General features: G+C 71.8%; 12 protein-coding genes and 1 pseudogene. 9 read left to right on the forward strand and 4 right to left on the reverse strand.

The window, feature by feature from the left end; all coding sequences use genetic code 11:
• Positions 1–96: 96 nt before the first annotated feature.
• The 3 genes from ABIA35_RS04630 to ABIA35_RS04640 form a co-directional block, all read right to left on the reverse strand.
• Positions 97–5,157, reverse strand: a complete 5,061-nt coding sequence (locus ABIA35_RS04630) for a DNA-binding protein (protein WP_370356839.1) — start codon at positions 5,155–5,157, stop codon at positions 97–99.
• On the reverse strand, positions 5,154–6,041 hold the full coding sequence (locus ABIA35_RS04635; RefSeq protein ID WP_370356841.1) for a DUF4132 domain-containing protein: 888 nt from the start codon (positions 6,039–6,041) through the stop codon (positions 5,154–5,156). The genes ABIA35_RS04630 and ABIA35_RS04635 overlap by 4 nt, the downstream gene beginning before the upstream one ends.
• A gap of 214 nt (positions 6,042–6,255) precedes the next feature.
• Positions 6,256–8,919: a glucosidase gene (locus ABIA35_RS04640; RefSeq protein WP_370356843.1), complete on the reverse strand. Its 2,664-nt coding sequence runs from the start codon at positions 8,917–8,919 to the stop codon at positions 6,256–6,258.
• 180 nt (positions 8,920–9,099) lie between these two features.
• Here ABIA35_RS04640 and ABIA35_RS04645 point away from each other — a divergent pair, with 180 nt between their 5' ends.
• From ABIA35_RS04645 to ABIA35_RS04660, 4 genes are all read left to right on the forward strand, one after another.
• The gene (locus ABIA35_RS04645) at positions 9,100–10,407 is read left to right on the forward strand and encodes a glycosyltransferase family 4 protein (protein ID WP_370356845.1); all 1,308 of its coding nucleotides are present in this window, start codon (positions 9,100–9,102) and stop codon (positions 10,405–10,407) included.
• Entirely contained in the window at positions 10,404–12,245 is a 1,842-nt protein-coding gene (gene glgB, locus ABIA35_RS04650; protein ID WP_370356847.1) for a 1,4-alpha-glucan branching protein GlgB, read from the forward strand. Before ABIA35_RS04645 ends, glgB begins: the two co-directional genes overlap by 4 nt.
• A 110-nt stretch (positions 12,246–12,355) precedes the next feature.
• The gene (locus tag ABIA35_RS04655) at positions 12,356–12,724 is read left to right on the forward strand and encodes a PadR family transcriptional regulator (RefSeq protein ID WP_370356849.1); all 369 of its coding nucleotides are present in this window, start codon (positions 12,356–12,358) and stop codon (positions 12,722–12,724) included.
• The gene (locus ABIA35_RS04660; protein ID WP_370356851.1) at positions 12,721–13,653 is read left to right on the forward strand and encodes a hypothetical protein; all 933 of its coding nucleotides are present in this window, start codon (positions 12,721–12,723) and stop codon (positions 13,651–13,653) included. Before ABIA35_RS04655 ends, ABIA35_RS04660 begins: the two co-directional genes overlap by 4 nt.
• 125 nt (positions 13,654–13,778) lie before the next feature.
• Here ABIA35_RS04660 and ABIA35_RS04665 read toward each other — a convergent pair.
• Positions 13,779–13,901, reverse strand: a pseudogene (locus ABIA35_RS04665) (IS5/IS1182 family transposase); the annotation flags it as partial.
• A 222-nt stretch (positions 13,902–14,123) separates the two neighbouring features.
• Between ABIA35_RS04665 and ABIA35_RS04670 the strand changes: the two are divergent.
• From ABIA35_RS04670 to ABIA35_RS04690, 5 genes are all read left to right on the forward strand, one after another.
• Positions 14,124–15,158: a LacI family DNA-binding transcriptional regulator gene (locus tag ABIA35_RS04670; RefSeq protein ID WP_370356853.1), complete on the forward strand. Its 1,035-nt coding sequence runs from the start codon at positions 14,124–14,126 to the stop codon at positions 15,156–15,158.
• 87 nt (positions 15,159–15,245) lie between these two features.
• Positions 15,246–16,397, forward strand: a complete 1,152-nt coding sequence (locus ABIA35_RS04675) for a substrate-binding domain-containing protein (protein WP_370356855.1) — start codon at positions 15,246–15,248, stop codon at positions 16,395–16,397.
• A 2-nt stretch (positions 16,398–16,399) separates the two neighbouring features.
• Positions 16,400–17,995, forward strand: coding sequence for a sugar ABC transporter ATP-binding protein (locus ABIA35_RS04680; RefSeq protein WP_370356857.1), 1,596 nt, complete (start codon positions 16,400–16,402; stop codon positions 17,993–17,995).
• Positions 17,992–19,017 carry an ABC transporter permease gene (locus tag ABIA35_RS04685; RefSeq protein WP_370356859.1) on the forward strand — a complete coding sequence of 342 codons (1,026 nt, stop codon included), beginning with the start codon at positions 17,992–17,994 and terminating at the stop codon, positions 19,015–19,017. Before ABIA35_RS04680 ends, ABIA35_RS04685 begins: the two co-directional genes overlap by 4 nt.
• 49 nt (positions 19,018–19,066) lie before the next feature.
• Entirely contained in the window at positions 19,067–20,506 is a 1,440-nt protein-coding gene (locus ABIA35_RS04690) for an arabinofuranosidase catalytic domain-containing protein (protein WP_370356861.1), read from the forward strand.
• Positions 20,507–20,508 lie beyond the last annotated feature (2 nt).

Consider the following 20,508-nt stretch of genomic DNA (forward strand, 5'->3'; position numbering starts at 1 on the left):
AATCCTGCCTTGTCGTTGATGGCGTTGATGGCGTCAATGTCAGAATCAGAAAAGGAGCCGATGTCGGAAGAGGAAACAGCGAAACCGGGGGAGTCCTCACCGGCGCCGCCCCCGCCGCGCGGTCCGCAGCTCTTCGTACCGCGGCGCGTCGCCGTCCTGGATCCGCTGCCAGGCCCGGCGGTACAGGTCGGCGGCGGGCTCGGTCGGCACCAGCACCCCGGCGACGGCGCCCCGGTCGTGCAGCAGCCCCTCGAAGAACGGCAGCTTCCACGCCTCCATCGGCGTGTGCGGGGACCGGATGTCCACCCAGGCGCCGGGCAGGAACAGCGACCGGCCCGCCCGGGCCCGCGCCGCCTCGACCACGGACTCGGTCCGGGCCAGCTCGGCGCGCGCCGCCTTGAACCGGGCCGGCTTCCACCCGGTCCAGCGCGCGGTGTTCCGGTCGGTCGGATCGGGCATCGCCAGCAGCATCAGGTACAGCGCGGCGGCGTCCTCTCCCGCGCCGAGCTCCTTGGCGACTTCGGTCACCAGATCCGGTACCGAGCGCGACGGATCCTGCGGGAACCACGTGCCGCCGGCGTCCCGCGTCCCGGCAGCCGGGTCGCCCGGGTCGGCGAGCAGCGCCGCGAACCGGGGGTCGCGGGCCAGCCGCAGCGCGATCTCGACCGCGAACGGTCGCTGGTCCTCGCCACGCAGGGCCGGTATATAGGTGTCGGATCCGGCGGCGTCCAGCAGCGCCACCTTCAGCGCCGGCGCCGGCTGGTAGTCGTGCGTGGCCATCAGGACCGCGCCGTACCGTTCGAAGCCCTCGGCGACCTCCGTCGGGGTACCGGCGGTCTTGCGGAACTCCTCCAGGCCGACGTAGCGGCGCAGGTCGATCAGCAGCTCCGGGTTCGCGAGCCGGTCGCGCACCATCGCCAGCGCCGCCGGCAGCGCGGACCGCACCGGATCCCCGGCCGGGAGCCGGTACGCCAGCCAGGCCGCCAGCGGCACCGCACTGGCCAGGACCTCGGCGTCGAACCCGACCGCCTTCTCGTCGGTGGGACGGGCCCGGTCGCCCCGGATCTGCCAGGCCAGGTCGGTGCTCAGCCGACGCGAGGAGGCCGGGTCGATCAGGGCCGGCAGCGCCTCCAGCACGTCCCAGTCGATGCGGACCGAGCGCCGCGCCTCGGCGCTCAGCGCTTCCGGCACGGCGATCTGCCGGCCGACGACCCGGTTCCACACCTCGGCCGCCGCCGCGACATCAGGGCCCTGCGTCCACAACGCGGCCGGGTCCGCCGGAAGCAGCGCCGAGACCAGCTCGATCGCCACCGGGAAACCCAACGCCGTCAAGCGATCCCGGGCCACGGCCGCCTCGGCGGAGGTCACCCCGAGCGCCGTGCACACCTCGCGGGGCAGGAACCCGCGCTCCTGCCGATGGAAGCGCGGCAGCCCGGCGGCCACCAGCTTGGCGGTGACCGGAGTGACGCCGGTGAGCGCGGCGAACTCCTCGGCGGCGGCCGCGGACCAGGGCGCGAGGTCCTCGTGGCTGTCCGCCTCGGTCAGGAAGCCGGCCAGCCAGCCCGGCTGGCGGCCGGCGAGCCCATCGGCCACGGCCGGAGCGATCGGAGCCGTCGTGGTCGCCGGAACTACCGGGGCCAGCTTGGTCAGCCGGTAGGGCGCGGGCAGCTCGAACCGGCCGGCCGGATCGTGGATCAGGCCGCTGAACTCGAAGTGCGGGGAGTCCCAGTTGTATTCCAGGAACGCCGCGCACCCGCCGCCGTCCAGCGGCAGCAGCCCGAGCCAGGAGTCCCGGTGGTCGGACGAGGGCAGCGCCGAGCGCAGCACGTTGCCGGAGAAGCTCCGCCACGTGGACTGCTCGCCGGGCTCGGCCACCCCCAGCGCCGCCAGCTCGGCCAACAGCTCCCGCAGAGCGTCCCGGTGTTCGGGTTCGGCGAACGGCGAGACCGAGCGCAGGGCTGCCGCCGGCGCGGTGGCGATCGCGGCCTCCCACAACTCGGTGGTCGGCAGGACCGGACCGTCCAGGTGGACCCGCACCGGCCGGGTCCGCTGCGGCTTTTCCCGCAGTTCCCTGGTCAGCACGCGCAACACGCCGAACAGGGTCGAATCGGCGCCACGCCAGCCGTAATAGCGCTGATTCACCAGGCCGCCGAGTGCCGCGTTGACGACATCGTCCTTGGGCCCCGGGTTCTCGAGCTCGGATTCCCGCAGCCCGCCGCTCAGCGTCTGCTCCAGCCGCTCGGCGACCTGGTCCAGTCCGCGCTGCTGCTTGGCCGCGTGACGCACGATCCCGGCGATGCCCTTGAGCAGTGCCTCGTCGCCGGCCTCCGGGAGCAGCTCGCGGATCCGGGCACGCCGGGCCGCCTTGGCCTCGTCTCCCTTGACGTTCTCGACGTCGGCGCCGGCCGCCAGCAGCGCGGCGGCGGTGTCCCGGTCGATCCGGCGCAGCGCCAGCGAGGCCTGCTCGTCGCGCGGGCGCAGGTAGCGCCAGTAGGAGGCCGGCGGCAGGATCCGGGTGCCCTTGGCGTAGGTGCCCGGCTTGCCGTCGGTCTTGGCCTGCGCGACCAGGACGCCCTCGGCGTCCAGCATGCTGATGTCGTAGCTGCCGGTGCCGACCAGCGCCCGCCCGGCGTCGTCGCCCGGGAACACGATCGCACCGCTCAGGCCGTCGGTCCCGGCCGGGGCGATCGCGGTCACGCCGGCCAGGTCCTCGCCGCGCAGCGAACCGTCCGGCAGCTTGACGACGCGGAAGCCCACGAGCCCGTCGACCGGCCGCGCCGTCGGGCCGGACTGGTCCGCCACCGCGGGCATGATCCGGCCGCCGACCAGCTCCGAGCCGGCCGGGGCGGTGCGCAGCGCGTCGGCCAGGAACGCCGGCGAGGACTTGCGGCCGCGTGTGCCGGTCGCCGGGTCGTACTCGTACCAGCCCAGCGTGTCGCGGTCCGCGCCGTCCCAGGACCAGGTCCAGTACGACACACCGTCGCTCATGATCTCCGAGTCCTCCGGGACCGCGGAGTCGCCGGGCCGCAGCGGCGCGTGGCCGGTGGTCCGGCCGCCGCCGGCCAGCGGCAGGCTCCGCGCCAGACGGCCCGGGCCGTAGTAGTACATCCGCTGGCTGCGCGTCTCGCGCTCGTGCCCGGGCCGCTCGACGGGGAACAACTGGTCCGGCGAGTGGTGCCAGTAGCCGCGCAGTCTCGCGTCCAGGGCCCGCGAGGACCACATGACCAGCAGCTCGCCGTCGATGTAGTGGTAGCCGGCGTTGTCGTAGGCGTCGCCGGCCGGGATGCGCAGGTCGTGGGTCAGCACCGGGCCGTCGGGGCCGAGCACCCGGACCTGCGTGGCACCGCCGACGATCAGGTACGGCCAGGCGTCGGCGACGACCAGGTCCTCGACGTTCTTGCTCAGCTCGGCCGCCGCCTGCTCCCACGCCGGCCAGGAGAACTCGTCCAGCAGTCCGGCGCGCAGCGTGCGCATCAGGACCGGGGCCAGGTCGGTGTGCGCGGCGGCCCGCACCTGCTCCTCGGCCAGGGCCAGCGCCTCGCCGGGCAGCCAGCTCAGCCGGGCCATCGCCTCCGGCAGCCCGGGCAGGCCCGTCGCCGCGAAATCCTGCGCGACGGTGGCGACCCACGCGGTGAGCAGGATCCGGCCGCCCGGCGCGGCTATCAGCTTCCTGATGGCGCGGCGGGTGGAGTCGTCGGCGCCGAAGGACTGCGTGCCGCGGGCGAAGGCCGTGACGAAGCGCCCGTCGGCCTCCAGCGCGACGAGGTCACGCTGGCCGTCGTCGGCTCCCCAGGCCTCCAAAGGCAAAGCCGTGTTCTCCGCCGGATCGGCGACCGGCAGCCCCAGCGCCAGGAACAGGTCCAGCAGGTCCAGATCGCCCGGCACGGCCAGGGTCCCGCCCGAGGCCGCCAGCTCCTCGCGCAGCCGCGCCTGGCAGCGCTCGACCAAGGTGTAGAGCTCGGGCATCCGGCCCCGGGTCCGCCAGCCGGACCGGATCGACTGGAACCGCTTCAGCCAGCCCGCCGCGCCGTCCTCGGGCCGCACGGCGTCCTGCGGCGCGTCGTCGTACAGCGCCTCGATCGCGCCGCCGTCGGTGAGGATCGCCAGCCACAGACCCGGCAGGTCCGGCTCGTCGCCGCCGGGCATGACGTCCAGCAGCGCCCGGCGTATCTCAGGGTCCTGGCGCAGCAGCGCGACGATCGCCGCGCGGTGGCTCTTCCACCAGCCCTCCGGCGCGCGCAGCGTCGCCGGCAGCGTGAGCAGGCCGGCCAGGTATTCGCGCTCGACGGCCGCCGCGTCGGCACCCGCGGCCTTGGCCAGCCGGCGCAGCTCGGTGGCCAGCCCGGCCGCCGGGGTCAGCCCGCCGGCGGTGCGGCGCGAGCACAGGCGCGTGTACCGGTGCAGAGCCTCGTCCGGTGAGACCCGCGCCGACAGGGCCTTGCCATAGTCGACCAGTGCCTTCGCCGGCAGCGCTCCGGCCAGGGCGAACTCCAGGAAGACGTCGTCGAGGCGGTCTTCGTCCAGCTCCAGGCCGTGCGTGGCCTCCGCGCGGCGGGCCTTGGTGAACATCTGCGAGGCGAAGGTGACGTTCTCCGCCCCCAGGAACACCCTGCCGACCTGCTCGAAGTACGTCGGCAGGAAGTGCGGCAGCGCGGCGGCGAGCCGGTCGGCGATCCCCTGGTAGGCCTGAAGTGCGGCCTTCGGACGCGACTTCACCTGCTTCGCGGCGCGCTCCAACTCCGGCAGCAGCGCCAGAGCCTGGTGCCCGTCCTCCGGGTGGTGCACCAGCACCCACTCCGGGAAACCGAGCGACTGCCGCAGGCCCAGACCCACCTCGGCGGGCTCGCCGTCGGGGGCCAGGCCGAGGAACCCGGCCGCGGCGTCCTCGGCCGCGCCGAGCTCGCCGGGCGTGAGGCGGACGACGACCCGGTCGTCCAGGGCGGGATGCCGGTAGGCGCGCGCGGTCAGGGACACCGCGCGCTCGCCGGCGACGGCGGTGCCGGGCGGGAGGATCGCGCCGGCGGCCAGCAGGCCGGCCGCGTCCTCGGGCGTCAGGGTCCTGTTTCCGGCGTCGCCGGTGCCTCCGCTGTCTCCGGTGCTTCCGGTCGTGCCGCTGCTGCTGGTGCTTGCAGTGGTGGCGTTCTGCGAGCCGCTCATGCGTCCTTGCCCTCCTCGATCACGCGGCCCGCGTAGAGCGCCGCGGCCATCCGCATCCCCTCCGACCAGGCCACCTGGCCGATGTCGGACTGTGCCAGCGCGCTGCCGTCCTCGCCGTGCCAGGTGAGCGCGCCGGTCTCGCTGTCGTCGTCCCAGTAGTAGGGCTCGCCGATCCACACCGAGGCCTCGACCGTGCGGCCGCCGTCGCGTACGCGGCAGTTCGCGTAGCCGCCGCTGACCCGGTAGCCCAGCGAGGTCGCGCGGGCCGCCAGGACGAACCGCGACGGGAAGCGGCCGCCGGAGAACTCGGTGACGCGCGCCGCCCCGGCCTTCGTGCCGCCGTCCTCGGCCTGCTCCTCCGGCTTGCGCCAGGTCGCCCGGTAGATCTGCTCGACGCGCTGCTCGACCCCGAGTACGGCGGCGAACTCCCGCAGGTCGTCCAGATCCGGCAGCAGCACCGGGTGCGGCAGCGTGACGGTCTGCGGATTGAGCCGCACCGTCTCACCGTCCAGGTTCACCACGCGCAGCCCGCCGTCCTCGGTGACCCCGCGCAGGAAGCCCGCCTCCTCCGGATCGGCGCCGACGACCACCAGGTCCCGCAGCGCCGCCTGCCACGCCTCGTCCGGCCACACCCGCGCCAGCAGCGCGGTCGGCACCGGCAGCGAGGACACCATCCAGGCGTCGACCTGGGCCACGCAGCCGGCCGCGTGCCGGTCCAGCCACTCGGCCAGACGCCGCAGCCGGTCCACTTCCGCATCGTCCCGAAGCGCCTTCGGCAGCGTCTTCAACTGCCGGCCCGCACTGCGGCCCGCCGTGGCCCGCGCGGCCACGCGCCCCTCAACGAGCGTGATCTCATAGCCCTGCCCGGCGGCCAACCACGCCATCGGCCCCACCCCTCACTCGGTCTTGCCATCGCATCCCCGTGCTGATGGCGGACACGCTGTCAGTCGGCACCGACAGGAAGCAAAACGGGATGTCAGGCGGCTGATGCGGAGTTTGACATCAGCAGGGGTGAGGGGCGATCCTCTTCATCACAGCGGAGATGGACGGGTTTTGCGCGCCGTTTTCGGGCTCAGCCCCGCCGCGCCCGCCGACGCATCAGCGCGCCCGCCGCAGAATCAGGTTGATCACCAACGCCGTCCAGCCCGTCTGGTGCGAGGCCCCGAGCCCGGCGCCGGTGTCGCCGTGGAAGTACTCGTGGAACGGGATGAGGTCGTGCCAGTCCGGGTTCTTCTGGAACAGCTCGGTCTGGCCGAACACCGGCCGGCGGCCGTCGGCGTCGTCCAGGAACAGGGATATCAGGCGCCGTGACAGGTCGTCGGCTATCTCCCCGAGCGTGGCTTCGCGTCCCGATCCGGCGCCGGTCGGGTAGGGGACGCGCAGCCGGTCGCCGAAGAAGCGGTGGTGCCGGTCCAGGGCGTCGATGAGCATGTAGTTCACCGGGAACCAGATCGGGCCGCGCCAGTTGGAGTTGCCGCCGAACAACGTCGAGGAGGACTCGGCCGGTTCGTAGCCGACGCTGTAGTCGGCCTCGCCGAGGCGGACGGTGAACGGCTCGGCGAGGTGCGCGCGCGACAGGGCCCGCAGACCGTGGCCGGACAGGAACTCCTCCTCGTCGAGCATGCGCTCCAGCAGCCGCGGGAGCTGGTCGTGCCGGACCATCGTCAGCAGCCGCAGATCGCTGGCCGGCATCATGCGGCCGTGCAGGACGTCGGCGTAGTGCGGCTTGTTCGTCCGGTACCAGGCCAGGCGCTGCTCCAGCTCCGGGACCGCCGCCAGCGCCGCCGAGGACACCGTGGCGGTCGCGGAAAGCGGCAGCAGACCCACCACCGATCGCACCCGCAGCGGCACGGCTTCCTGCCCGGGAACGCGGATCACGTCGTAGTAGAAGCCGTCCTCCTCGTTCCACAGCCCCTGGGTGTTGGCCGCCTCGACGATCAGCGCGAAGTGCTCGAAGAACTTGGTGACCATCTCGCCGTAGGCGCTGTCCTCGGCCGCCAGGATCAGCGCCATGTCCATCATCGTGAGCGTGAACAGGGCCATCCACGCCGTGCCGTCGCTCTGCTCCAGCTGCCCGCCGGCCGGGACGCCCGCGCTGCGGTCGAACGGCCCGATGTTGTCCAGGCCCAGGAACCCGCCTTCGAAGACGTTCTTGCCCTCGGCGTCCAGCCGGTTGACCCACCAGGTGAAGTTCAGCAGCAGCCGGTGGAAGACGCGCTTGAGGAAGCCGAAGTCCCGGCTGCCGTCGGCGGCGAAGACCTGGAGCGCGGCCCAGGCGTGCACGGGCGGGTTCACGTCGCCGAAGTTCCACTCGTAGGCCGGCATCTGGCCGCTGGGATGCAGGTACCACTCCCGCAGCAGCAGGTGCAGCTGCTGCTTGGCGAAGCCCGGGTCCACCCGGGCCAGGGCGACGGCGTGGAAGGCCAGGTCCCACGCCGCGAACCACGGGTACTCCCAGGTGTCGGGCATGGCGATGACGTCGCGCGCCGACATGTGCCACCAGTGCGCGTTGCGCCGCGCGCCGCCGCCGAGCCCGGCCGCGTGGCCGGGATCGTGGTCCAGCCAGCGCGGCACGTTGTAGTGGTAGAACTGCTTGGACCACAGCAGACTGCCGACCGCCTGCCGCAGGACCATGGCCTCGTCGTCGGAGCACGTGTCCGGAGTCAGTTCGGCGAAGAACTCCTCGGCCTCGGCCTCCCGGGACTCCATCACCTCGTCGAAATCGTGCCCCAGGAGCCTGGCCCGGGTCAGGCGCGGGACGCCGGGGCCGTCCATCCGCAGCCGCAGCCGGATCTCCGTGCTCTGCCAGGGCTGGACGGTCAGCACATACCGCAGCGCGGCCTTGGTGCCCACGCGCTCGGGATTGACGGTCGCGGCACCGTCGACGACATGGTCGTTGATGCCGTCCTTGGGGAACTCGCTGTAGCCGCCGTAGCCCCACAACCGCTCGCTGTTGGTCTCGTTGTCGCACACCAGCGCCTCCGGGCTGCCCTCGCCGTACAGCGACAGCGGCCTGAGACGCTCGTGCCGGCCGGCCAGCCGCGCGCCGTGGACGCTGATCCGCGGGACCGCGTCGGGCTCCGGCAGGCCCCAGGACCAGGTGTTGCGGAACCACAGCGTCGGAAGCACGTGCAGGGTCGCAGGCTCCGGGCCCACGTTCTCCACCCGCACCCGGATGCACATGTCGTGCGGGCCGGCCTTCGCGTAGTCGGCGGTGATCGCCCAATAACGATCCTGGTCGAAGACCCCGGTGTCGACGAGCTCGTATTCGGGGTCGGCGCCGCCGGACTCCCGCGCGGTGTCCAGCAGCTCCTGGTAGGGGAACTCCCGCTGCGGGTAGTGATAGCGCCAGCGCATCCAGGAGTGGGTCGGCGTGGAGTCCAGGAACCACCAGTACTCCTTGGCGTCCTCGCCGTGGTTGCCCTCCTGGCCGCTCACGCCGAACAGCCGCTCCTTCAGGATCGGGTCGCGGCCGTTCCAAAACGTCAGCGCGAAGCAGAACCGCTGTAGTTCGTCACAGATCCCGGCCAGGCCGTCCTCGTTCCAGCGGTAGGCCCGGGAGCGCGCGTGGTCGTGCGGGAAGTAGTCCCAGGCCGTGCCGCCGTCGGAGTAGTCCTCACGGACAGTGCCCCAGGCCCGCTCGGCGAGATACGGGCCCCATTCCCGCCAGGGCACACGGTTCCCGCCCTCGGCGTCGGCGGCGTTCAGGCGGATCCGCTCGGCGTCGGCAGCGCCGGCGGCAGCGGCGTCGGCATATTCCATGGCGACCAGTGTGGACCGCGATGATTACGGACTGTTTCCGAAAAGCCCGCGTTGGCCGATCTCGAACACGACGGCCTCACAGCCGCAACGTCCGTGCAATCTGCGTCCCCGATGCTGGTCGCACCGCCGAAAGCACGCCTTGAGCGGACGGCATCCGTGATCCCTGACGAGGAGGCGAAGATGACCGCGACCACCGCGTTCCGCACCAGGAGGATCCTCATGCTCTCCTGGGAGTACCCGCCGGTCATGGTCGGCGGTCTCGGACGGCACGTCCACGCCCTGGCCACCACCCTGGCCCGGGCCGGGCACGACGTCACCGTGGCCACCCGCCACGCTCCCGGCGCGCCCCTGGAGGAGGTCGTCGAAGGAGTGCGCGTCGTACGGGCGCCGCAGGACCCGCCGGTCATCCCGCTGGACACCGAGCACCTGCTGGCCTGGGCCGTCGCCTTCAACCACACCCTGACCCGCACCGCCCTGCACGCCGCCCGCGGCCGGGACTTCGACCTCGTCCACGCCCACGACTGGCTCGTCACCCACGCCGCCGTCACCGTCAAGGACCACCTGGGCATCCCGCTGGTGGCTACCGTCCACGCCACCGAGGCCGGCCGGCACCAGGGCTGGCTGCCCGGCGACCTGAACCGCGGCATCCACTCCATCGAGTGCTGGCTGGCCCAGGAGGCCTCCCGGGTCCTGGTCTGCTCCCAGTACATGCGCCGCGAGGCCTCGGTGCTGTTCGGCATCCCGGAGTCCAAGATCGACGCCGTCCCCAACGGCGTCGACATGCCCCGCTGGCGCGCCACGCCCAAGCAGGTCGGCCTGGCGCGCGCCAAGTACGCCGGCAGCGGCCCGCTGGTCGGCTTCGCCGGCCGCCTGGTCCACGAGAAGGGCGTCCAGCACCTGCTGCACGCGCTGCCCGAACTGCGCCGCGCCCACCCGGGGCTGCGCGCCGTCATCTGCGGCGACGGCCCCAACCGCGGCGAGCTGGAGGACCTGACCCACCGGCTGGGCCTGGAACACACCGTCAGCTTCGGCGGGTTCGTCGGCTCCTCGCTGTCGGCCACCATGGCCGCCACCGACGCGATGGTCGTGCCGAGCCTGTACGAACCCTTCGGCATGGTCGCCCTGGAGGCCGCCGCGGCCGGCGCTCCGCTGGCCGTGTCGGCGACCGGCGGCCTGGCCGAGATCGTCGAGCCCGGCGTCACCGGCGTGACCTTCCCGGTGCGCGACGAGGACGCGCTGGCCCGCTCGGTGTCCACGCTGCTGGCCGACCGGCCCGGCGCGCGCCGGATGGTGGTCACCGCCAAGGCGATGGTGCGCCGGCGCTACGGCTGGTCGACGGTGGGGGAGCAGACCGCCGCGGCGTACGAGGCGGCCATGGCCGGGGCGCCGATGGAGCCGGCCGCGCCGGAGGAGCTGTGGGCCGCGCGGCAGCGGCCGATCTCCATACCGGAGGGCAACCTGCTGGTTTCCGCGGGGCTGGCGGCTTGACCGGGGAACGCTTCTGGGACCGGTTCGGCGCGCACCCCGAGGCCGGCGGCGCCCGCTTCGGGGTGTGGGCGCCGAACGCGCGGCGGGTGCAGGTGGCCGGCGACTTCGACGGCTGGGATCCGAACCGGGCCACCGAGCTCAGCCGCGACGACGCCACCGGCTGCTGGTACGGCTTCGTCGAAGGGGCCGGGCAGTGGGACCGGTACAAGTACCGCGTGTTGGGTGCCGACGGGATGTGGCGGCTCAAGGCCGATCCGGTCGCGTTCCACACCGAGACGCCGCCGGAGAACGCCTCGCGGATCTTCGCCTCGTCGTACCGCTGGCAGGACACTGACTGGCTGAAGGCGCGGCGCGAGGCGGCCGGTGAGCATACCCGGCTGCCGATGTCGGTGTACGAGGTGCACCTGCCGTCGTGGCGGCGCGGACGCTCCTACTGGGATCTGGCTTCCGAGCTGGTGGAGCACGTGCGCCGGCACGGCTTCACCCACGTGGAGTTCCTGCCGGTGATGGAGCATCCCTACGGTGGGTCCTGGGGCTACCAGACGACCGGCTTCTTCGCCCCGACGTCGCGCCTGGGCCACCCCGACGACCTGCGGCACCTGGTGGACGAACTGCACCAGGCGGGGATCGGCGTGCTGTTCGACTGGGTCCCGGCCCACTTCCCGCGCGACGCCTGGGCGCTGGCGCGCTTCGACGGCACCGCCCTGTACGAGCACCCTGATTCCCGCCGCGGCGAGCATCCCGACTGGGGGAGCCTGGTCTTCGACTTCGGACGCTGGGAGGTGCGCGACTTCCTCATCGCCTCGGCGCTGTACTGGATCGAGGAGTTCCACGCCGACGGCCTCCGCGTGGACGCGGTGTCCTCGATGCTGCACCTGGACTACTCGCGCGGCCCCGGCCAGTGGGAGCCCAACGTCCACGGCGGCACCGAGAACCTGGAGGCCACGGCGCTGCTGCGGCGCCTCACCGACGAGGTCCACGCGAGGCACCCCGGCGTGGTGATGATCGCCGAGGAGTCGGCGGCCTGGCCCGGCGTCACCCGGCCGACCGCCGAGGGCGGCCTCGGCTTCGACCTGAAGTGGAACATGGGCTGGATGAACGACACGCTGCGCTACGTGGTGCGCGAACCGGTCCACCGCAGCCACCACCACCACGACCTGACCCAGCCGCTGAGCTACGCCTTCAGCGAGAACTACCTGCTGCCGCTGTCCCACGACGAGGTCGTCCACGGCAAGGGCTCCCTGGCCGGCAAGCAGCCCGGCCGCCGCCAGGAGCAGATCGCCGGCCTGCGCGGGCTGCTGGCGTATCAGTGGGCCTTCCCCGGCAAGAAGCTGCTGTTCATGGGCGGCGAATCCGGCCAGCCGGCCGAGTGGAGCGAGGCCCACGGCCTGGACTGGCCCACCGCGAACGAGCCCGAGCGCCACGGCATGGCCCGCCTCCTGACCGACGCCAACGCCCGCTACCGCGAACACCCGGCCCTGTGGCGGCGCGACGCCGACCCGACCGGCACCCGCTGGCTGGCCTCCGACGCCGGAGCGAACCTGCTGGCCTTCGCCCGGTTCGCAGACTTCGACGAGGGCGCCGCGCTGGTGTGCGTCGCCAACTTCTCCGGAGTGCAGATCCGGGACCACCGGATCGCCATGCCCTGGCCCGGAACCTGGCACGAGGTGCTCAACAGCGACGCGGCCGTCTACGGCGGCTCGGGCGTCGGCAACCTCGGGGCGGTGGTCGCCACCGCCGAGCCCGGTACGGCGTCGGGGCTGGAAGCTTCGGCGCTGGTGACGGTCGGTCCCGGCGCGGTGGTGTGGTTGGCGGGGCGGTTTTCGCCGGTCGCCTGACCCGAAGCGGGTTTAGGCCGCGTCTGAGAAGTGGTGCGTGTGCGCCCGGGTCCCGGCTGGTATCTCAGTCCTCTTGCTCGGATACCTCGCGATCCGATATATCTTCTCTTATGAAGGCACTCGGCAGAACGGAGCCGGTTTTCCTGATCCTCACCGCCCTGATAGACGAGCCCCGCCATGGCTACGGCATTGTCCAGGAAGTGCGGCGGATCACCGACGGCCGTGTTGATCTGCGGATCGGCACGCTCTACGGCGCGCTCGACCGGCTGGCCGGTGACGGTCTCATTGCGAAGCACCGCGACGAAGTCGAGTCCGGGCGGCTGCGCCGCTACTACCGCCTCACCGACGCCGGAGCGGCGGTTCTCGCCGCCGAGGCAAGCCGGATGGCGGCCGACGCGGCGGTGGCGTTGGCGCGGCTGAAAAGCTTCACGGCGCCGGGCAGGGACGCAGGGTTGGGCTCGATGGGGGGAACGGCGTGAGCGATACGTTGGAGGCTGGTTATCGCAGTATTCTCAGGATGCTGCCGCGGGGCTATCGGGCCGAGCACTCTGACGAGATGCTCGCGGTACTCATGGACGGAGCGGCGCCCGGGCAGCGTCGGCCCAAGCCGCGCGAGGTCCTGTCGCTGGCGACGTTCGCGCTGCGACTCCGGTTCATGGTCGGCGGCCCGCGCGAGTCAGGTCGGCCAGTCGGGGACATCGCGCGACGCGCGATCCTGGCCTACCTGGTTTTCGAGTTCGGTCTCCTCATGCAGTTGGATGGCTACGGGGCACGCATTGGCTACTGGTTCATCCCGGGGCTCCTGCACCTAGGTGTCATCATCACGCTTCTGCGGGGATGGTCCTGGTACGGGCGGGCCTTGTGCATCGCCTATGCCGGCTACATCATCCACAACACCGAATGGCATTGGGTTTTTCGCGAGCCCTGGTGGTATGCCATCCTCAGCTCCCGCGATGTGCTCGTGCTCGTGGCTGCCACGGTGGCCTTCCATCGCGGTACGCCACGAATGGCCGGTACCAGCCGCTGGTTCTCGGCCCTGGTCGTGCTCACGGTGCTCTTCTGGATCCGTGGCAAGACCGTCGACCACATGTGGGGATTCGACATCACACACACCCCGGCCTTGTCAGCGTTCATCTACGCGGCCACCGCGATCGTGGCGCTCCAGCAAGCGAAGTCGTCGCCGGTCTGGCCTTCGGCCCTGTCCTTGGCCGGACTTCCGGCGGTCGCGGGGATCGTGCTGCCCTACCTGATCGGCCCGGGCCCGTTTCACGCGCTGTCGGACTCGCCGCGAGACACGTTCTACGTCGAGGTGGTCATCGGCGCCGAGTTCGTCATGATGGCGACGGCGCTTGCCGCGTTCCTCCTCCACCAACGGCGCACGGTCCCAGACCGACGGAACGTGGCCTGACGGACAGGTCGTCGATGCCGTCTCTGCTCTCAACATCCGTGCTGTAGTACGAAGCAGGCATTGGCGTCCTCTCAACGGCCAGGTGATCTCCGGTCGCGACCAGCATCGTAGGTCGCGACCAGAGATCACAGCCAGTCGGCCAGGGCTGCAATGATCACGGTGGCCGCGAACCGGACTGCGAGCTTGTCGTATCTGGTCGCCACGGCCCGGTGCTGCTTGAGCCGGGTGATCCCGCACTCCACGGCGTGCACACGATCCGGACGGCACCGTCGCGACGGGCACCGGCGGCGTGCTGGTGGGCCCGTCACCGGTGCGGCCCCCCGGGTTGCGAACACGTTGCAGCCTCTTGACGCTCCGGATGTTTGCGCTAACAATCGTCAACGCACCGCTTGCACCACCGCACACGCACCAGGGCTCTGCCTCGTAAGCAACCACTGATCGCGCACGTCGGACCGGAGGTGTGAAGCGCCATGCAGAACGTCGTCGGCGACCGTGCGCCGGTCATGGCCGATGTCGCGCGGGTGGCGGGGGTTTCGCAGCAGACCGTGTCGCGGGTGCTCAACGAGCGTCCGAATGTGCGGCCGGCCACGCGGGACCGGGTGATGGAGGCCATCAGGGAGCTCGGGTACCGGCCTAACGCCGCCGCGAGGACGCTGGTCACGCGGCGGAGCAACACGCTCGGGGTGATCAGCTTCAACACCACGCTCTATGGGCCGGCCTCCATGCTCTACGGGATCGAGCAGGCGGCCAAGCAGCACGATTACTTCGTCACCGTCGCCGCGCTGGCTGCCATGGATCGGCGCTCGGTGTTCGAGGCTGTGGAGCGGCTGCGGGACCAGGCGGTCGAGGGGATCATCGTCATCGCGCCGCAGACCACCGCGGTCAAGGCGTTGGCGAACATGCCCTCGGAGGTGCCGCTGGTGGCTGTCGGGTGCGGGGTGCACGCGGCGCTGAGCGCGGTCGCGGTCGACAATGAGGCCGGGGCCGAGCGGGCCACCTCCTACCTGCTCGATCTCGGCCACGCCACCGTGCACCACCTGGCCGGGCCGCGGACGTGGCTCGACGCCCAGGAGCGCGAGGCCGGGTGGCGGCGTGCGCTGACGGCGCGCGGTGCGGGGGTGCCCGAGCCGTTCAAGGGCGGGGACTGGTCGGCGCGCACCGGGTACGACCTCGGGCGGCAGATCGCCCGCGCACACGGGGTGAGCGCGGTGTTCTGCGCCAACGACCACCTGGCCCTGGGGCTCATGCGGGCCCTGCAGGCCGCCGGCCGGCGGGTGCCCGAGCAGGTCAGCGTCGTCGGGTTCGACGACATCCCGGACGCGGAGTTCTTCGGGCCCGCGCTGACCACCGTGCGCCAGGACTTCGACGAGTTGGGGCGGCGGGCGCTGGTGGCCCTGATCCGCGCGATCGGCGCCGGTCCCGGGGTTCGTCGCGGTGCCGGGCCGGTGGCCGCCATCGATCCCAGCCTTGTGGTGCGTGCCTCCACGGCACGGCCTGCTTCCTGACAAGCCGCGAATCCCTTCCCGCGAAGGAGGGCTCCGCCGGCTCAAGAATGTTACCGCTAACACGCTATCGAAGGGATCTGAACCAGGATGGGCACCAACAAGATCCGCATCACCGCCGCCTGCGCGGCCGCTCTGCTCGTGGCCTCGGCCGCGGCCTGTTCCAAGAACGCCTCCGGGGGCTCCTCGACCCCGGCCGCCGGCACCTCCGGCTCCTCGGGCTCCTCGGCCCCGGCGGCGCTGGCCGGCTCGGTCACCTTCAACCAGGACAACCTGGCCAAGCTCGACGCGGCCCTGAAGTCCGCGCTGGCCGGCAAGGACCTGTCGGGGGTGAACATCGCCATGGTGGTCAACGTCGCCGCCGACTACTGGAAGGCCGGCCAGGTCGGCTTCCAGAAGGGCTGCTCGGACCTGGGCCTGTCCGGGTCGAAGTGCACCTACTTCGCACCGCCCAACGGCAAGCTCACCGAGCAGAACTCCGAGATGGAGACCCTGCGCTCGCAGGGCATCACCGGCTACGCGATCTCCGCGATCGACCCGACCTCGGCGGCCGGCACCATCCACACCGACGTCCAGCACGGCATATCCGTGCTCGCGATCGACTCCCCGCTGCCCGGCACCGACGCCGCCTCGCTCTACCTCGGCACCCCGAACTACACCGCGGGCCAGCAGGCCGGCGAGGCGATGAAGCAGGTCCTGGGCGGCAAGGGCAAGGTCGCGGTGCTGGTCGGCTCGCTGACCGCGGCCAACGCCACGCAGCGCATCCAGGGCTTCGAGGACGCGCTGAAGGGTTCGGACATCACCGTCGTGCAGAAGGTCAACGACAACCTCCAGGCGGCCACCGCGACCTCCGACGCCGAGACCATCCTGGCCAACAACCCGGACGTCAACGGCCTGTACGGGGTCTACTCCTACGACGGCCCGGCGCTGGCCCAGGCCGTGCAGTCGGCCGGCAAGTCCAGCAGCGTGCACATCGTCTCCGACGACTCCGACGCGCAGACCCTGGGCTTCATCAAGTCCGGCGTCATCTCCGGCACGGTCGTGCAGATGCCCTACCAGCAGGGCTACACCGGGGCCTACATCCTGGCCGCCGAGAAGGTGCTCGGCAAGGACGCCACGATGGCGATCATCAAGCCCTACCTGGAGTCCGACGGCTCCACGCTCAGCTCCGGCGTGGGCCTGGTGACCTCCGCGGACCTGTCCGCCTACCAGGCGCTCGAGACGCAGCTGGGAATCAGCTGACGATGACAGCGCCTGACCATATCGACCACACCCCGGGCCGCGCGGTCGTCGCGCGGCTGCGGGGGGTCCACAAGTCCTACGGCCCGGTGCGGGTGCTGGACCTGCCCGAGTTGGATCTGTACGCCGGCCAGGTGGTCGGCGTCGTGGGGGAGAACGGTGCCGGCAAGTCCACGCTGATGGGCACGCTGTCCGGCTCGGTGCGCCGGGACGGCGGGCAGATCGAGATCGGGGGCACGGAGCTGACGCCGGGCTCGACCGAGGCCGCCGCGGCGCTCGGCATCGCCATGGTCTCCCAGGAGTTCCCGCTGGTGGGACAGCTGTCCGTGGCCGAGAACCTGCTGCTGGGACGGCGCCCGCGCGGCTCCCGGCGGCGTTTCCTGCTCGACCGGGCCGGCACGCGCCGCGAGGCGGCCGAGATGCTCGGCGAGATCGGCCTGGCCGCCGGGGCGATCCCGGTCGGCCGCCAGGTGCGGACCCTGCCGGTGCCCACGCGGCAGATGATCGAGATCGCCAAGGCCTGGGGCCGCCGCCCGAAGCTGCTCATCCTGGACGAGCCGACCTCCTCGCTCGGCCCGGTCGAGGGCGCGCACGTGCTGCGGCTGGCGCGCGAGCTGGCCGCGCGCGGCGGCACGGTCCTGTTCATCGGGCACCGCCTGGACGAGGTCCGCGAGGTCAGCGACCGGGTCCTGGTGCTGCGCAACGGCCGGCTGGTCGCCGATCTGGAGCCGGATCAGGCCTCTGAGGAGCGCCTGATCCGGGAGATGGTCGGCGGGGAGGTCGCGCACTCCCGCCCGAAGGAGGAGCCGACCGGCACCGAGGTGCTGCTCTCGCTGCGCGGCCTGACCGCGGACGGCCTGGGCCCGGTCGACCTGGACCTGCGCGCCGGGGAGATCGTCGGGGTGGCCGGCCTCATGGGCTCCGGGCGCAGCCGCCTGATCCACACCGTGGCCGGCGCGCAGTCGGCCACTGGCGGGACGATGACGATCGCCGGCTCCGCCTACCGCCCGCACGGCCCCGGCGACGGCGCCGCCGCGGGGATCGCGATGATCCCCGAGGACCGCAAGGAGCAGTCCCTGGTGGTGTTCGCGCCGATCCGGGCCAACGTCACCGTCCCTATCCTGCGCCGTATCAGCACCCGCGGACTGCTCGGGCCCCGGCGCGAGCGGGCCGAGGCCGAGCGGATCACCGCGAGCGTCAACGTGCGCATGCGCTCGGTCGAGCAGCCGATCGGCGCGCTGTCCGGGGGCAACCAGCAGCGGGCGATCTTCGGCCGGGCCTTCGCCACCGAACCGCGCCTGCTGCTGCTGGACGAGCCCACGCGCGGGGTCGACGTCGGCGCCAAGGCCGAGATCTACGAGCTCATCGACCGGGCCGCCGAGCGCGGCATGGCCGTGCTGGTCGCCTCCTCGGAGCTGGAGGAGCTGCTGTGGATCTGCCACCGGATCGCGGTGCTGAACCACGGCCGGCTGGCGACGGTGATCGACCGGGCCGAGGCCACCAAGGAACGGATCATGACGGCCGCCGCGGGCAGCGCCCCGGTCGTGCCGATGGCCGAGGACACGTCGCAGGACGTGCCGGAAGACGGAGAGGCACGATGACGGCACAGAGCAGCAATACCCTGACGCCCGAGCAGGCGCCGCCGCGCGGGCAGCCGGCCGCCGCCCGGCTGGCGCGCAAGCTCGCCGAATCGCCCGAGGCCGGCGTCATCGTGGCCTGCGTGCTGGTCTTCGCGATCATCGCGGCCAACGCCCCGACCTACACCTCGATCGGCAACCTGCAGGTGATGGGGCGCGACCTGGCGCAGGTCGGGATCCTGGCGGTGGGGGAGTCGGTGGTCATCCTGACCGGCGGCATCGACCTGTCGGTCGGCGCGCTGGCCGGGCTCGCGGGCATCCTGACCGCCTGGTTCAACGTCAACGAAGGGCTGCCGGCACCGCTGGCGATCCTGCTGACGCTGGTGGTCTGCGCCGGGGTCGGCCTGTGGCACGGGACCATGGTGACCCGGCTGAACGTGCCGCCGTTCGTCATCACCCTGGTCACGTACACGGTCGCGCAGGGCATGGCGCTGGCCATCACCACCGGCACGCCGATCAACGGGATCGACCCGTTGTTCAGCAACCTGAGCCAGTACTACATCGGCCGGGTGCCGGTGCCCGCGCTGTTCTTCCTCGGCGCCGTGGCGATCGCCTGGTTCGCCTTGGAGCGCACCTACGTCGGCCGCCAGATCTACGCCGTAGGCGGCAACAAGGAAGCGGCGCGCCTGGCGGGCATCCCCGTCGCCAGGCGTGTCACCAGCGCCTACGTCTCCAGCGCCGTCCTGGCCGGGGTCGTCGGCGTGCTGGTGATCGGCCGGATGAACGTGGCGGACCCCTCGGTCGGCAGCGGCTGGGAGCTCACCGCGATCGCCGCGGCCGTGGTCGGGGGCGTGTCGCTGTTCGGCGGGGAGGGGCGCATGGTCGGCATCGCGGCCGGCGCCATCCTCCTGGAGTTCATCGCCAACGGCCTGCTCGCCCTGCACGTGAACACCTACTACCAGACCGTCGTGCAGGGCGCGGTGCTCGGTGCCGCGATCCTGCTCGACCGGCTGCGGGCGCGCTTCTTCGGCAGGATCCGAAGATGAGGCCCGCGGCGCCCTCCATCGGAACGAGCCACCCCTCAAAGGAGTTCAGATGCGAGTACTACCAACCCTGGCCGCAGCCGCCCTGCTCGTGGCCGGCGTCCTCACCACTGCCGCACCGGCCGCGCACGCGGCGACCACCGGGCCGTGTGACATCTACGCCTCCGGCGGCACGCCGTGCGTGGCCGCGCACAGCACGACCCGCGCCCTGTACGGGTCCTACAACGGCTCGCTGTACCAAGTGCGGCGCGCCTCGGACAACGCCACGACGAACATCGGCGTGACCTCGGCCGGCGGCTACGCCAACGCCGCCGCGCAGGACTCGTTCTGCTCGGGCACCAGCTGCGTCATCACCGTGATCTACGACCAGTCCGGACACGGCAACAATCTCACCGACGCCCCCGCCGGCGGCGCCGCGGGCGGCCCGGACAACCTCGCCAACGCCACCGCCGCGCCGGTGACGCTGAACGGCCACGAGGCCTACGGCGTCTACGTCGCCGCGGGTACCGGCTACCGCGACGACTCCACCACCGGCATCGCCACCGGAGACCAGGCCGAGGGCGAGTACGCCATCTTCGACGGCACGCATACCAACGGCGGTTGCTGCTTCGACTACGGCAACGCCGAGACCAGCAACGACGACACCGGCAACGGCCACATGGAGGCCATCTACTTCGGCACCATCAAAGTCTGGGGCTACGGCACCGGAAACGGGCCCTGGATCATGGCCGACATGGAGAACGGCCTGTACTCGGGAGTGAACGCGGGCTACAACTCCAACGACCCGAGCATCAGCAACCGGTTCACCACGGCCATCATCAAGGGGACGGCCAATCAGTGGTCGATCCGAGGCGGGAACGCGCAATCCGGCTCCCTGTCCACCTTCTACAGCGGCGCCAGGCCCAACGTCTCGGGGTACAACCCGATGCACAAGGAAGGCGCGATCATCCTGGGCATCGGCGGCGACAACAGCAAGAGCTCGGCCGGGACCTTCTACGAGGGCGTGATGACCTCGGGCTACCCGTCGGACGCCACCGAGAACTCGGTCCAGGCGAACATCGTCGCCGCCGGCTACAGCGCGGGCAGCACCGGTGCCTCGTCCGGTCCGTTGCACGCGGTGGGGGCCGGCAAGTGTCTGGACGTGCCGAACGGGACCACGACCGCCGGTACGCAGGTCCAGATCTACTCCTGCAACGGCCTGAGCCCCCAGGACTTCACCCACACCAGCTCCGGCCAGCTGACCGTCACCGACTCCGGCACGACCGATTGTCTGGACGCCAACGGCCAGGGGACGACCGCGGGGACGAAGGTCATCATCTGGCCCTGCAACGGCCAGGCCAACCAGCAGTGGACCGTCAACGGCGACGGGACCGTCACCGGCGCGCAGTCGGGGCTGTGCTTGGACGTGACCGGGGCTTCGACGGCCGACAACGCGCTGGTGGAGCTGTGGACGTGCAACGGCCAGAGCAACCAGCAGTGGACGCTCGGCTGAGC

Source organism: Catenulispora sp. MAP12-49, assembly GCF_041262705.1.
Taxonomy (GTDB): Bacteria; Actinomycetota; Actinomycetes; order Streptomycetales; family Catenulisporaceae; genus Catenulispora.

Bases quoted from the DNA above. Each gene is read 5' to 3' on its own strand.
- ABIA35_RS04640 (WP_370356843.1), bottom strand. From the start codon at position 8,919: ATGGAATATGCCGACGCCGCTGCCGCCGGCGCTGCCGACGCCGAGCGG.
- ABIA35_RS04670 (WP_370356853.1), top strand. From the start codon at position 14,124: ATGCAGAACGTCGTCGGCGACCGTGCGCCGGTCATGGCCGATGTCGCG.
- ABIA35_RS04680 (WP_370356857.1), top strand. From the start codon at position 16,400: ATGACAGCGCCTGACCATATCGACCACACCCCGGGCCGCGCGGTCGTC.
- ABIA35_RS04690 (WP_370356861.1), top strand. From the start codon at position 19,067: ATGCGAGTACTACCAACCCTGGCCGCAGCCGCCCTGCTCGTGGCCGGC.
- ABIA35_RS04635 (WP_370356841.1), bottom strand. From the start codon at position 6,041: ATGGCGTGGTTGGCCGCCGGGCAGGGCTATGAGATCACGCTCGTTGAG.
- ABIA35_RS04645 (WP_370356845.1), top strand. From the start codon at position 9,100: ATGACCGCGACCACCGCGTTCCGCACCAGGAGGATCCTCATGCTCTCC.
- ABIA35_RS04675 (WP_370356855.1), top strand. From the start codon at position 15,246: ATGGGCACCAACAAGATCCGCATCACCGCCGCCTGCGCGGCCGCTCTG.
- ABIA35_RS04630 (WP_370356839.1), bottom strand. From the start codon at position 5,157: ATGAGCGGCTCGCAGAACGCCACCACTGCAAGCACCAGCAGCAGCGGC.
- ABIA35_RS04655 (WP_370356849.1), top strand. From the start codon at position 12,356: ATGAAGGCACTCGGCAGAACGGAGCCGGTTTTCCTGATCCTCACCGCC.
- ABIA35_RS04685 (WP_370356859.1), top strand. From the start codon at position 17,992: ATGACGGCACAGAGCAGCAATACCCTGACGCCCGAGCAGGCGCCGCCG.